Source organism: Sagittula sp. MA-2 (assembly GCF_030126985.1).
In the GTDB taxonomy this organism is placed as follows: Bacteria; Pseudomonadota; Alphaproteobacteria; order Rhodobacterales; family Rhodobacteraceae; genus Sagittula.
The window spans coordinates 4,634,265-4,647,355 of record NZ_CP126145.1 but is presented as its reverse complement, the minus strand read 5'-3'; the positions used below and the strand labels follow the sequence as shown (position 1 = coordinate 4,647,355).

9 protein-coding genes are annotated in these 13,091 nt (G+C 66.9%); 8 read left to right on the top strand and 1 reads right to left on the bottom strand.

Annotated elements, in window-relative coordinates; translation table 11 throughout:
- The 8 genes from glgA to infB all read left to right on the top strand — a co-directional run bounded on the left by glgA (nucleotide 1) and on the right by infB (nucleotide 12,748).
- The gene (gene glgA, locus QNI11_RS22545; protein ID WP_283981879.1) at nucleotides 1-1,440 is read left to right on the top strand and encodes a glycogen synthase GlgA; all 1,440 of its coding nucleotides are present in this window, start codon (nucleotides 1-3) and stop codon (nucleotides 1,438-1,440) included.
- Nucleotides 1,437-3,521, top strand: coding sequence for a glycogen debranching protein GlgX (gene glgX, locus QNI11_RS22540; protein ID WP_283981878.1), 2,085 nt, complete (start codon nucleotides 1,437-1,439; stop codon nucleotides 3,519-3,521). Before glgA ends, glgX begins: the two co-directional genes overlap by 4 nt.
- Complete coding sequence (locus tag QNI11_RS22535) at nucleotides 3,518-5,458, top strand: 4-alpha-glucanotransferase (RefSeq protein WP_283981877.1); 1,941 nt, start codon at nucleotides 3,518-3,520, stop codon at nucleotides 5,456-5,458. Before glgX ends, QNI11_RS22535 begins: the two co-directional genes overlap by 4 nt.
- A gap of 19 nt (nucleotides 5,459-5,477) precedes the next feature.
- Nucleotides 5,478-7,094, top strand: coding sequence for an alpha-D-glucose phosphate-specific phosphoglucomutase (locus tag QNI11_RS22530; protein ID WP_283981876.1), 1,617 nt, complete (start codon nucleotides 5,478-5,480; stop codon nucleotides 7,092-7,094).
- Between the two features lie 295 nt (nucleotides 7,095-7,389).
- Nucleotides 7,390-7,956, top strand: a complete 567-nt coding sequence (rimP, locus tag QNI11_RS22525; RefSeq protein ID WP_100928894.1) for a ribosome maturation factor RimP — start codon at nucleotides 7,390-7,392, stop codon at nucleotides 7,954-7,956.
- Nucleotides 7,957-7,959: 3 nt separating this feature from the next.
- Nucleotides 7,960-9,576 (top strand): transcription termination factor NusA, encoded by a 1,617-nt coding sequence (gene nusA / locus QNI11_RS22520; protein WP_100928893.1) that lies wholly within the window; start codon nucleotides 7,960-7,962, stop codon nucleotides 9,574-9,576.
- Nucleotides 9,577-9,580: 4 nt separating this feature from the next.
- On the top strand, nucleotides 9,581-10,228 hold the full coding sequence (locus QNI11_RS22515; protein ID WP_283981875.1) for an RNA-binding protein: 648 nt from the start codon (nucleotides 9,581-9,583) through the stop codon (nucleotides 10,226-10,228).
- A 9-nt stretch (nucleotides 10,229-10,237) separates the two neighbouring features.
- Entirely contained in the window at nucleotides 10,238-12,748 is a 2,511-nt protein-coding gene (gene infB, locus QNI11_RS22510; protein WP_100928891.1) for a translation initiation factor IF-2, read from the top strand.
- 184 nt (nucleotides 12,749-12,932) lie between these two features.
- On the opposite strand, the gene QNI11_RS22505 is transcribed toward infB, so the two are convergent.
- Nucleotides 12,933-13,073, bottom strand: a complete 141-nt coding sequence (locus QNI11_RS22505) for a hypothetical protein (RefSeq protein ID WP_198521699.1) — start codon at nucleotides 13,071-13,073, stop codon at nucleotides 12,933-12,935.
- Nucleotides 13,074-13,091: the final 18 nt, after the last annotated feature.

Sequence of the window (13,091 nt, the reverse complement as noted above, 5' to 3'; positions counted from 1 at the left end):
ATGAACGTCCTGATGGTCACCTCGGAATGCGCCCCCTTCGTCAAGACGGGGGGACTTGCGGACGTGGTCGGCGCGCTGCCCGGCGCGCTGGCACCATCGGGCGTGGATGCGCGGGTGATGCTGCCGGCCTATCCCGCGCTGTTCCCGCTGCTGGCCAAGGGGATCGAGGTGGCGACCTTCGGCGATCTGCCGGGGGGCACGGGACGGCTGGTACAGGTGGAGGCAGAGGGGCTGACGCTGCTCCTGCTCGACGCGCCGCAACTCTTCGACCGCCCGGGCAAGCCGTACAACGGACCGGACGGCCTCGACTGGCACGACAACCACCGCCGTTTTGCCAGCCTCGCGCAGGCGGCGGCGCGCATCTGTTTCGACGGGCTGGCGGGCTGGACGCCGGACGTGCTGCATGCCCACGACTGGCAGGCCGCCCTTGCCCCGGTCTATCTGAAACAGACCGGCCGCACGGTGCCTAAGACCGTGGTGACCATCCACAACATCGCCTTTCAGGGCCGGTACGGCGCGCATGTGCTGGACGAGCTGGGCCTGCGGCGCGACTGGTTCCACGCCGACGGCCTCGAATACTACGGCGACGTTAGTTTCCTGAAGGCCGGGCTGGTCTATGCAGACCACGTCACCACCGTCTCGCCGACTTACGCGCGCGAGATTCTGACCCCGCGGTTCGGGATGGGTCTGGAGGGCGTGCTTCAGGCCCGGACAGACAGCCTGACCGGCATCCTGAACGGCATCGACACCGGCGTCTGGAATCCCGGGGACGACGCCGCCCTGCCCGCGCCCTACGACGCGAGAAATTCCCGGAACAAGCGGCAAAGCCGCGCGGCGCTGGCCGAGCGTCTATCGCTGGACCCCGACCACGACGGCCCTTTGTTCTGCGTCATCTCCCGGCTGACCGAACAGAAGGGGCTGGACGCATTGGCCGCCTCTATCCCGCACCTCGTGGAGGCGGGCGGACAACTCGCCGTGCTGGGCACCGGCGAACCGGGGCTGGAGGCCGCGTTCACCAAGGCGGCGCAGGACTTCCCCGGCAAGGTCGGCACCTACATCGGCTATGACGAGGCGTTCTCGCACCTCATGCAGGGCGGCGCCGACGCGATCCTGATTCCGTCCCGGTTCGAACCCTGCGGGCTGACGCAGCTATACGGCCTGCGCTACGGCACGCTGCCGGTCGTGGCGCGTACAGGCGGTCTTGCTGACACGGTGATCGACGCCAATGCCGCCGCCCTCGCGGTCAAGGCCGCAACGGGTTTCGTCATGGACGAGGTCACGCCCGAGGCGATCTCGGCGACGCTCGACAGGGTGATGGAACTTTATGCGCAGCCCGGCGTCTGGAAAGAGATGATGCGTGCCGCCATGCGTCATCCGGTGGGTTGGGAGGAGTCCGCCAAATCCTACGTCACCCTTTACGAGATCCTCACCGCATCATGACCGACACATACGCGACAAGACCGGGCCGCCCCAACCGTCTGGGCGCCCATTGGGATGGCGAGGGGGTGAACTTCGCCCTGTTCTCCGACCACGCCCACAAGGTCACACTCTGCCTCTTTTCCGAGGACGGCGATACGGAGACCCATCGCATCGACCTGCCCGAACGCTCCGGTGCGATCTGGCACGGCTACGTCCCCGGACTGGCGCCGGGCCAGCTCTACGGCTACCGGGTCGACGGCCCCTATGCCCCCGACCGGGGCCACCGCTTCAACGCGAACAAGCTGCTCCTGGACCCCTACACCCGCGAACTGCATGGCGGGTTCACCCAGGACCCCGCGATGTTCGGCTACACGCCGGGCAGCGACGACCTGAGCTTCGACGAGCGCGATTCCGCGCCTTTCGTGCCGAAGTCGGTCGTCTCTCACCCCGATACCTTCCCGCTGGACGCACGCCCGCTCCGGCGCGGCTGGGATGATGCGCTGATCTACGAGGCCCATGTGAAGGGCACCACGATCACCCACCCGATGATCACGGAGGAAAAGCGCGGGACCTACGACGCCATGGCCTCCGACGCGATGCTCGAACACCTGACCAAGCTGGGCGTCACCATGGTGGAACTGCTGCCCGTGCAGGCGCTCAAGCCCGAGGGCGTCCTGCTGGAGCGTGGCCTGACCAACTACTGGGGCTACAACACCGTCGCCTTCTTCACGCCGGAGCCGCGTTACCTCGGCCCCTCGGGGGTAAAGGGTTTCCGCGACATGGTGGACCGCTTCCATGCTGCCGGGATCGAGGTGATCCTCGACGTGGTCTACAACCATTCCGCAGAGGGCGACCAGAACGGGCCGACCCTGTCGTTCCGCGGCATCGACAACGCCTCCTACTATCGCCTTCTGGACGGCCAGCCCCGGTACTATGTCAACGACACAGGCACCGGGAACACGATGAACTGCTCGCACCCCTTCGTGCTGCGGCTGATCCTCGATTCCATGCGGTTCTGGGTGCAGGCCTACGGCGTCGACGGCTTCCGGTTCGACCTTGCCACGACGCTGGCGCGGGAACCGCAGGGCTTCGACCGGCACGGCGGCTTCCTGGACGCGCTGCGGCAGGACCCGGTTCTCTCGGGCGTGAAGCTGATCGCCGAGCCTTGGGACATCGGCCCCGGCGGCTACCGGCTGGGCCAGTTCCCCCCGGAGTTCGCGGAATGGAACGACCGCTACCGCGACACGCTGCGCCGCTTCTGGCGGGGCGACGCACGGGCGGCGCAGGATCTCGGCGGCGCGATCCTCGGGTCCGCGGACCTGTTCGACACGCGCGGTCGCAGGGCCTGGTCCTCGGTCAACTTCGGCGCTGCACACGACGGGTATACACTTGCAGACGTCACCGCCTACACCGAGCGCCACAACGAGGCGAACGGCGAGGACAACCGCGACGGCCACCACGACAACTTCTCCGACAACTTCGGGGTCGAGGGGCCAACCGACGACGCCGACATCAACGCCGCCCGCCGTCAGCGCGTGCGCAACATGCTGGCCACGATCATGCTCTCCCAGGGCACACCGATGATCCTGGCCGGGGACGAGGGCGGAAACAGCCAGAACGGCAACAACAACTCCTACTGTCAGGACAACGAGACCTCGTGGCTCGACTGGGAGGCGATGGACGGCAACCTGATCGAATTCACCGCCGCGCTGTCCGCCGTCCGCAAGGGGCACCCGACGCTTGGTCAAAGCCGGTTCCTGCACGGTGCCACCCGGTCGGACGGGACGAAGGACGTGGAATGGCGGGCCTTCGACGGCTCTGCGCTGAACTGGCGCGACCCGGGCCTGTCGTCGCTCTGTATCCTGTTGCGCGGCTCCGCCGAGAACCCGGAGGGCGACGCCTCTCCGGACACGCTGCTCTTGGCCTTCAACCGGGAGAACGCCGATCAGGAGCTGGAGCTTCCCGACATCGCCCCGCGCCACTGGCGGCGGGAAATCGACACCTCCACCGACCTGCAAAGCCCGCTGGACATCGCAGAGCCGAAGATCACCGTTCCGCGCTGCTCCCTGTCGGCCTTTGCCGCCGTCGAGGCCGAGGCATGACCGAAGCGCTCCGCGCGCTGGCCGAGGCGAACGGCATCCATCCAGGGTTCCACGACCTGTCCGGGCGCTACCTGACCGCGGCGCCCGAAACCCTGACCGCCCTGCTGCGCGCCACGGGCACCCCCGTGTCTTCCGAATCGGAGGCGACAGAGGCGCTCACCGCCCTGCGCGCGACCGAAGCCGCACGGCACCTGCCTGCCGAGCTGCTCCTGACGGAGGGGGAAAGCCATTCCCTCCCGGTGGCCTGCGAGTGGACGGTCGCGGATGAAAACGGAACGGAGCGGGCATCGGGCGGGCCGACCGAGCCGATCCCGCCCCTGCCCTTCGGCTACTACGTGCTGAACGGCGAGGGGCAGGGCTGGACGGAGGAGGTCTTTGTCCTCGTGCGTCCCGCCTCCGGTGCCCCCTCTGTCGCCGACCTCGCGGGCGTGCCGCGCGCTTGGGGCGTCGTCGGCGCGCTCTACGGGTTCCGCTCGGATCGCAACGGCGGGCTAGGCTCCTACGCGGACCTCGCGGAGGCCGCCGAGGCCCTGGCACCGATGGGATCGCAGTTCCTCGGGATCAATCCCATCCACGCCCTTGGCTGGGCGGCGGTGGACATGCTCTCCCCCTACTCGCCCACGCACCGCGGTTTCCTCAGCACGGACCACATCGCGGTGCCGGGCCTCGGGCCGACACCCCCTGCCGAGCTGATCGACTACATCGCCTTCCGAAAGCAGCATCGCGCCGGACTGGAAGCCGCCTATGCCGCGTTCGAGGGCGACCCGGACTTCGACGCCTACCTCGCCGCGCACCCGGACCTTTCCGATTTCGCCGCCTACGAGGCGCTGAGCGAACAGTTCGGCGAGGACAGCCGCACCTGGCCCGCCCGCCTGCGCAAACCCGGCCCCGAGGCGACGAAGGCCGCGCGCACCCGCGCCCGCTTTCACGCCTGGGCGCAATGGCAGGCCGAGACTCAGACAAAGACCGCACAACGGCGCGCCAAGGCGGCGGGCATGGGTTTCGGGCTCTACCTCGACCTCGCGGTCGGATCGCGGCCCGGATGCGCCGAAAGCTGGATGAACCCCGAAACGGTGGCCACTGGCGTCTCCATCGGCGCGCCGCCGGATTACCTGAACCCCGAAGGACAGTCCTGGAACCTGGCCGTGCATGCGCCGAAGCGGCTGACCGCCAACCGCTACCACCCCCTGCGCGACATGCTGCACCGCCTGATGTCCCGCGCGGGCATCCTGCGAATCGACCATGCGCTCGGCCTCCTGCGCGCCTACTGGCAGCCGGAGGACGGCAGTCCGGGCGGCTATGTCACCCAGCCGTTCGACGCCCTGCTGTCGGTCATCGCCATCGAGGCGCGGCGCACCGGCTGCCTCGTGATCGGCGAGGATCTCGGGCTTGTGCCTGCAGGCTTCCGCGAACGGATGAACGCCGCCGGTCTGCTGTCCTATTCCGTCTGGCAGTACGAGACCCACGACGACGGCACGCTTGTCCCCGCCGCCGACCTGCGCCCGCACGCGCTGGCCTGCTTCGGGACGCATGACACGCCGACGCTCCGGGGCTTCTGGTACGGCACCGACATCCGCTGGTGGCAGACCATGGGCTGGCAGTCCGAATCTGAAACCCGCGCCCGGCTGGACCAGCGGTCAAGCCAGCGCGCCGGGCTGCGCGAGATGTGCAACATCCCCTTCGACGCGGGCCCCGCGCAGATCGCCCGCGCCATCCACGGCGCGCTCCTGAACGGGCCGAGCGTCCTGACCGCGCTGCAACTCGACGACCTTCTGGGTCAGGTGGAGGCACAGAACCTCCCCGGAACCATAGACCAACACCCCAACTGGCGCCGCCGGCTGCCCGTCCCTGTGGCGGAACTGGCCAACGCGGCGCAGATTCGCGATACCTTGCCGCAAAGGCCCGAGTCGGACAGCACGCCGGCGGCTGAGGATTGAACGGAAAGGACTTTGCCCGATGACACCCGTGACCAAACCGATCTCGCCCTTCGAGGGACAGAAACCCGGCACCTCGGGGCTCCGCAAGAAAACCCGGGTGTTCATGCAGCCGGGCTATGTCGAGGCCTTCGTCCAGGCGATCTTCAATGCCATCGGCGGCTGCGCGGGCAAGACCTTCGTCATCGGCGGTGACGGGCGCTACTTCAACGCCGAGGCCATCCAGACCATCCTGCGCATGGCCGCCGCGGGCGGCGCTTCGAGGGCCATCGTCGGACAGGGCGGGCTGCTGTCGACGCCTGCCGCGTCGAACCTGATCCGGGTGCGCGGCGCCGACGGCGGGCTGATCCTGTCGGCCAGCCACAACCCCGGCGGCATCGACGAGGATTTCGGCCTCAAGTACAACATCTCGAACGGCGGCCCCGCACCCGAAGGGGTGACGGCGGCGATCTTCGACCAGACGCAGACGCTGACGGAATACTACACGCTGGACACCGCGGACCTCGACCTCTCGGCCATCGGCGAAACGACGCTGGGCGGCATGACGGTCGAGATCGTCGACCCGGTGACGGACTACGCGGCGCTGATGCAGACGCTCTTCGATTTCGACGCCATCCGGGCGCTGATCGCGGACGGATTCACCCTGCGCTTCGACGCGATGCATGCGGTCACCGGCCCCTATGCCAAGGCGATCATCGAAGGGAGGCTGGGCGCGCCCGAAGGCACCGTGCTGAACGGCGTCCCATCGGTCGACTTCGGCAAGGGCCACCCGGACCCCAACCCGATCTGGGCCAAGCCGCTGGTCGATATGGTGATGTCGGAGGATGGCCCTGACTTCGCCGCCGCTTCCGACGGGGACGGCGACCGCAACATGATTCTCGGCAAGGGGATCTACGTGACCCCCTCGGACAGCCTTGCGGTGCTGGCCGCCAACGCGCCGCTGGCCCCGGGGTATGAGCGCGGCCTGACCGGGGTCGCCCGCTCCATGCCCACCTCCCGCGCCGCCGACCGCGTGGCCGACAAGCTTGGCATCGGCGCCTACGAGACCCCCACCGGCTGGAAGTTCTTCGGCAACCTGCTCGATGCGGGAAAGGCCACGCTCTGTGGCGAGGAAAGCGCAGGCACCGGCTCCGACCACGTGCGGGAGAAGGACGGCCTCTGGGCGGTGCTGCTCTGGCTCAACATCCTTGCGAAGCGCAAGATGAGCGTGAAGGACATCCTGCTGGACCACTGGCAGACCTACGGGCGCGACTACTACTCCCGCCACGACTACGAAGCCGTGGACAGCGCCATTGCCGAAGGCATCATGGCCGACCTCGAGGCCAAGGCGGACGGCCCGCTGCCCGCGGGGATCGAGAAGATCGACAGCTTCTCCTACACCGACCCGGTCGACGGCTCAGTGAGCCACAACCAGGGCATGCGCGTATTCTTCGACGACGGCGCCCGGGCGGTGATGCGCCTCTCCGGCACCGGCACCGAGGGCGCCACGATCCGCGTCTACCTCGAACGCTACGAAGCCCCGGACGGCGACCTGACGATCGAGACGCAGGAGGCGCTCGCCCCCATCGCCGCGGCGGTGGACGACCTGACCGGCCTCAAGGAACGGTCCGGCCGGGCCGCGCCGGATGTCATGACCTGAAAGGGGCTCCGCCCCCGCCCACTGCGTGGGCTCCCCCGAGGTATTTGGACCAAGATGAAGGGGAGACGCGCCCGTGTCTTCATCTTGGCGAAAATACCTCGGGGGGAGCCGAAGGCGGGGGGCGGAGCTCCCCCTCCGCGGCCGCGGCAGCGAATCCGCTTGCGTCCCGCGCCGCGCTCGCCTATATCGCCCTCAACAGCGAGGAGCTGGGGCCGCGAGGCCGCAGCGCCCACCGATAAGATGAGCGGGCCGCTGGCCCGCTTTTTTGTTTCTGCGCCCGAAAGGCCCGATAGAAATGACCAATATGATCGCAAAGACCGGCATGGACATGCGCCTTGCCGAGATCCTCGCCCCGGTCATCGAGGACATGGGGTTCGAACTTGTCCGCATCCGCCTGCAGGGTGGCAACACGCCGCTGCTGCAGATCATGGCCGAACGTCCCGAGGGCGGGATCGAAGTCGACGAATGCGCGGCGATATCGACCGCCGTATCCGCCGTGCTCGACGTCGAGGATCCGATCGTCGAAGCCTACACGCTGGAGGTCTCCTCTCCGGGGATCGACCGCCCGCTGACGCGGCTCAAGGATTTCGACACGTATGAAGGCTATGAAGCCAAGCTGGAAACCGACGAACTGATAGAGGGCCGCAAGCGGTTCCGTGGTATCCTGGCCGGGGTCGAAGGCTCCGAGGTTCTGATCAACGTGGACGAGGGCACGATCGGCCTGCAGTTCGACTGGCTCGCCGATGCGAAGCTGGTGATGACCGACGAGCTGGTCCGCGAGATGCTCAAGGCCCGCAAGACGGCCGCACTGGACGAAAACAAGTACGACGACATCGAGGCCGACACGCCCGAGGAGGAATAAGAGATGGCAATCACCTCTGCAAACCAGCTGGAGCTCCTGCAGACCGCCGAGGCAGTCGCGCGCGAGAAGATGATCGACCCCGGTCTCGTGGTCGAGGCGATGGAGGAATCCCTCGCCCGTGCGGCAAAGTCCCGCTACGGCGCGGAGATGGACATCCGCGTCTCCATCGACCGCAAGACCGGCCGCGCGACCTTCACCCGCGTCCGCACCGTGGTCGAGGACGAGGAGCTGGAGAACTACCAGGCGGAACTGACCGTCCAGCAGGCCAAGCAGTACATGGCCGACCCGAAGATCGGCGACACCTACGTCGAGGAAGTCCCGCCCGTCGAACTGGGCCGCATCGCCGCGCAGTCCGCCAAGCAGGTCATCCTCCAGAAGGTCCGCGAAGCGGAGCGTGACCGCCAGTACGAAGAATTCAAGGACCGCGCCGGCACGATCATCAACGGCCTCGTCAAGCGCGAGGAATACGGCAACGTCATCGTCGACGTGGGCCGGGGCGAGGCGATCCTGCGCCGCAACGAGAAGATCGGCCGCGAGAGCTATCGCCCGGGCGACCGCATCCGCTGCTACGTCAAGGACGTCCGCCGCGAGACCCGTGGCCCGCAGATCTTCCTGTCGCGCACCGCGCCGGAATTCATGCGCGAGCTCTTCAAGATGGAAGTGCCGGAGATCTACGACGGCATCATCGAGGTGAAGGCCGTGGCCCGCGACCCGGGCTCCCGCGCCAAGATCGCCGTGATCTCCTACGACAACGGCATCGACCCGGTCGGCGCCTGCGTGGGTATGCGCGGTTCCCGCGTGCAGGCCGTCGTGAACGAGCTGCAGGGCGAGAAGATCGACATCATCCCGTGGAACGAGGACGTGCCGACCTTCCTCGTGAACGCGCTGCAGCCGGCCGAAGTGTCGAAGGTCGTTCTGGACGAAGAAGCCGAGCGCATCGAGGTCGTCGTGCCGGACGAGCAGCTTTCGCTCGCCATCGGCCGTCGCGGCCAGAACGTGCGTCTGGCCTCGCAGCTCACCGGTCTCGACATCGACATCATGACCGAGGAAGAGGAATCGAAGCGCCGCCAGAAGGAATTCGAGGAGCGCACGCAGCTGTTCATGGACACGCTGGACCTCGACGAATTCTTTGCCCAGCTTCTGGTTTCCGAAGGGTTCACCAACCTCGAGGAAGTCGCCTACGTCGAGATGGACGAACTGCTGGTCATCGACGGCGTGGACGAGGACACCGCGGCGGAGCTTCAGACCCGTGCACAGGAATACCTCGAAGAGCAGGCCCGCAAGGCGGAAGCCCGGGCCCGCGAGCTTGGCGCCGACGACACCCTGCTGGCCTTCGAGGGCCTGACCCCGCAGATGGTGGTCGCCCTCGCCGAGGACGGCGTGAAGACGCTCGAGGACTTCGCCACCTGCGCCGACTGGGAGCTGGCCGGCGGCTGGACCACCCAGGACGGTCAGCGCGTCAAGGACGACGGCCTGCTGGAGAAGTTCGGCATCGACCTCGAGGAAGCGCAGAACATGGTGATGACCGCCCGCGTGATGCTGGGCTGGGTCGACCCCGAAGAGCTGGTTTCGTCTTCCGAGGAAACGGAAGAAGAAGCCACCGAAGAGGCCGAGGAGTAAGCGATTGACCCGAGGGGGCCGCGACACGAACCGCGAAGACGGACCTGAACGGAAGTGCATCGTCACAGGCGAAGTGCAACCGAAGAACGGGCTCGTGCGCTTTGTCGCGGGCCCCGACGGAAGGATTGTGCCCGATCTGGCTGGAAAATTGCCCGGAAGAGGCCTATATGTCTCTGCTGACCGCGCCGCGCTGGAAAAAGCCGTTAAGAAGGGCCTTTTCTCCCGCGCCGCGAAGCAACCCGTTCAGGTTCCTGACGGCCTGGCGGATCTTCTCGAACAGATGCTGGCCCGACGCGTGATCGACCTGATCTCGCTGGCCCGCAAATCGGGGGAAGCCATAGCGGGTTACGAGAAGGTGAAGGCCATGCTCCAGATGGAGGAGGCCTCTGTCCTGATCCAGGCCGAAGACGGCTCTGGCCGGGGCAAAACGAAATTGAGCACGCCTTACGGCGGGCGATATATCGGCTGGCTGACCGCGGACGAGTTGGGCGCGGCCTTCGGTCGACAAACTGTTATACACGCCGCGCTTGGCTCTGGCGGACTCGTGCCGCGTATTGTAGAGGAAGCCATGCGCTTGAAAGGACTCCGCGTTGCGCCCGAACCGATGGACGCGAAAGCGGCTCGCGGCGGCGAAACCCGCCGGAAAGGATGAAGACGTTTGATGAGCGATAACGACGGCAAGAAAACCCTGGGGGTTCGTGGTGGCGGCCGGTCCGGCAGCGTGAAGCAGAGCTTCAGCCATGGACGCACCAAGAACGTCGTGGTGGAAACCAAGCGCAAGCGCGTTGTGGTGCCGAAGCCGGGTGCCGGTGCGGCAGCCGGCGCAGGCGGCGGCAAGGGTGGCCCTGTGGGCGGCTCGGGCAAGCGGCCGGCCGGCATTACCGATGCAGAGATGGAGCGCCGCCTGAAGGCGCTTCAGGCCGCGAAGGCCCGCGAGGCCGACGAACAGGCCAAGCGCGAAGAAGAGGAAAAAGCCCGCGCCGAAGAGCGTGAGCGCCTCCGCGCCGAAAAGGAACAGAAGGAACGCGAGCAGCGCGAGGCCGAAGAAGCCCTGCGCCGCAAGGCGGAAGACGAGGCCCGCAAGGTCCGCGAGGCGAAGGAAGCCGAAGAGCGCAAGGCGAAAGCCGCCGCTCAGGCCGCTGCCCAGCCCGCGCCCGCCGAAGGCGAGCCCGCCCGCAAGGCGCGCGACGTCAAGGACAAGGCCCCGCCGGCCCGCCGCGAGAACGAGAACGACGACCGCGGCCGTGGCCGTGGCCGCGACGATTCCGGTCGCCGCTCGGGCAAGCTGACCCTGAACCAGGCGCTTTCCGGTGGCGAGGGTGGCCGTCAAAAGTCGCTCGCCGCGATGAAGCGCAAGCAGGAACGCCAGCGCCAGAAGGCGATGGGCGGCCAGCAGAACCGCGAGAAGGTCGTGCGCGACGTCAAGCTGCCCGAGGCGATCACCGTCGCCGAACTCGCGAACCGCATGGCGGAGCGCGTGGCAGACGTGGTGAAGGCGCTCATGCAGTCCGGCATCATGGCGACGCAGAACCAGTCGATTGACGCGGACACCGCCGAACTCATCATCGAGGAATTCGGCCACCGCGTGACCCGCGTCTCCGATTCCGACGTCGAGGACGTGATCGCATCGGTCGAGGACAAGGAAGAAGATCTTCTGCCGCGTCCGCCGGTCATCACGATCATGGGCCACGTCGACCACGGCAAGACCTCGCTGCTCGACGCGATCCGTCAGACCAACGTGACCTCCGGCGAAGCCGGCGGGATCACCCAGCACATCGGCGCCTACCAGGTGACGACGAAAGACGGCCAGGTGCTGTCGTTCCTCGACACCCCGGGCCACGCCGCCTTCACCTCCATGCGCTCCCGTGGTGCACAGGTGACGGACATCGTCGTGCTGGTGGTTGCGGCGGATGACGCCGTGATGCCGCAAACGGTCGAGGCGATTTCCCACGCGAAAGCGGCGGGTGTCCCGATGATCGTGGCGATCAACAAGGTCGACAAGCATTCCGCGAACCCGACCAAGGTGCGCACCGACCTTCTCCAGCACGAAGTCGTGGTGGAAGAGATGTCCGGTGACGTGCAGGACGTCGAGGTTTCGGCGCATACCGGCCAGGGCCTGGATCAGCTGCTCGAAGCCATCGCGCTTCAGGCCGAGATCCTCGAACTGAAGGCCAACCCGAACCGTGCCGCCGAAGGCGCCGTGATCGAAGCGCAGCTCGACGTGGGCCGCGGCCCCGTGGCCACCGTTCTGGTGCAGAAGGGCACGCTGAAGCAGGGCGACATCTTCGTCGTGGGCGAGCAGTACGGCAAGGTCCGTGCGCTCATCAACGACAAGGGCGAACGCGTGAAGGAAGCCGGCCCCTCCGTGCCTGTCGAGGTCCTAGGCCTTAACGGTACGCCCGAAGCCGGCGACGTGCTCAACGTGACGGAGACGGAGGCACAGGCCCGCGAGATCGCGGAATACCGTGCCCACGCCGCCAAGGAGAAGCGCGCAGCCGCCGGTGCAGCGACCACGCTGGACCAGCTTCTGCAGAAGGCCAAGGACGACGAGAACGTCTCCGAACTGCCGATCCTTGTTAAGGCGGACGTTCAAGGCTCTGCCGAGGCGATCGTTCAGGCGATGGAGAAGATCGGCAACGACGAGGTGCGCGTGCGCGTGCTGCACTCGGGTGTCGGCGCCATCACCGAAACCGACGTCGGCCTTGCCGAAGCGTCGGGCTGCCCGGTCATCGGCTTCAACGTCCGTGCCAACGCACCGGCGCGAAATGCCGCGAACCAGAAGGGCGTAGAGATCCGCTACTACTCGGTGATCTACGACCTCGTGGACGACGTGAAGAAAGCGGCCTCCGGCCTGCTGTCCAACGAAGTGCGCGAGAACTTCATCGGCTACGCCGAGATCAAGGAGGTCTTCAAGGTCTCCAACGTCGGCAAGGTCGCGGGCTGTCTGGTCACCGAAGGGGTGGCACGCCGCTCTGCCGGTGTCCGCCTCCTGCGCGACAACGTGGTGATCCACGAGGGCACGCTGAAGACGCTCAAGCGCTTCAAGGACGAGGTGGCCGAGGTCATCTCCGGCCAGGAATGCGGCATGGCGTTCGAGAACTACGACGACATCCGCCCGCAGGACGTCATCGAGATCTTCGAGCGTGAAGAGATCGTGCGTACGCTGGACTGATCCCGGACGCACCCAAGACATGAACAAGGCCGCGACCCACCCGGGTTGCGGCCTTTTCCTTTGTTCCCAGGCAGACGGTTGCGCGTTCCGGACGGCCTGAAAGAACGAAAGGCCCCCGAACAAACGGGAGCCTTTTCGCCAATCGCATAAAGTCGCCCCGAAGGGCGCTGTCACCAAGCCGTCGTCAGGCGGCGGCTTTGCCCATCACGGGGTGTCCCGTGTAGACCGTGTTACCTACGCGTACCGACATCCGACCGTCGGGCAGTTGCTGTTCAAGCATACCCTGGACGGAAATGTAGTTTCCGATCGTGATCGTCTTCAGCATGTCAAATCCTCCCAGACA

Coding starts and splice junctions, on each gene's coding strand:
- glgA (WP_283981879.1), top strand. CDS start 1: ATGAACGTCCTGATGGTCACCTCGGAATGCGCCCCCTTCGTCAAGACG.
- glgX (WP_283981878.1), top strand. CDS start 1,437: ATGACCGACACATACGCGACAAGACCGGGCCGCCCCAACCGTCTGGGC.
- QNI11_RS22535 (WP_283981877.1), top strand. CDS start 3,518: ATGACCGAAGCGCTCCGCGCGCTGGCCGAGGCGAACGGCATCCATCCA.
- QNI11_RS22530 (WP_283981876.1), top strand. CDS start 5,478: ATGACACCCGTGACCAAACCGATCTCGCCCTTCGAGGGACAGAAACCC.
- rimP (WP_100928894.1), top strand. CDS start 7,390: ATGACCAATATGATCGCAAAGACCGGCATGGACATGCGCCTTGCCGAG.
- nusA (WP_100928893.1), top strand. CDS start 7,960: ATGGCAATCACCTCTGCAAACCAGCTGGAGCTCCTGCAGACCGCCGAG.
- infB (WP_100928891.1), top strand. CDS start 10,238: ATGAGCGATAACGACGGCAAGAAAACCCTGGGGGTTCGTGGTGGCGGC.
- QNI11_RS22505 (WP_198521699.1), bottom strand. CDS start 13,073: ATGCTGAAGACGATCACGATCGGAAACTACATTTCCGTCCAGGGTATG.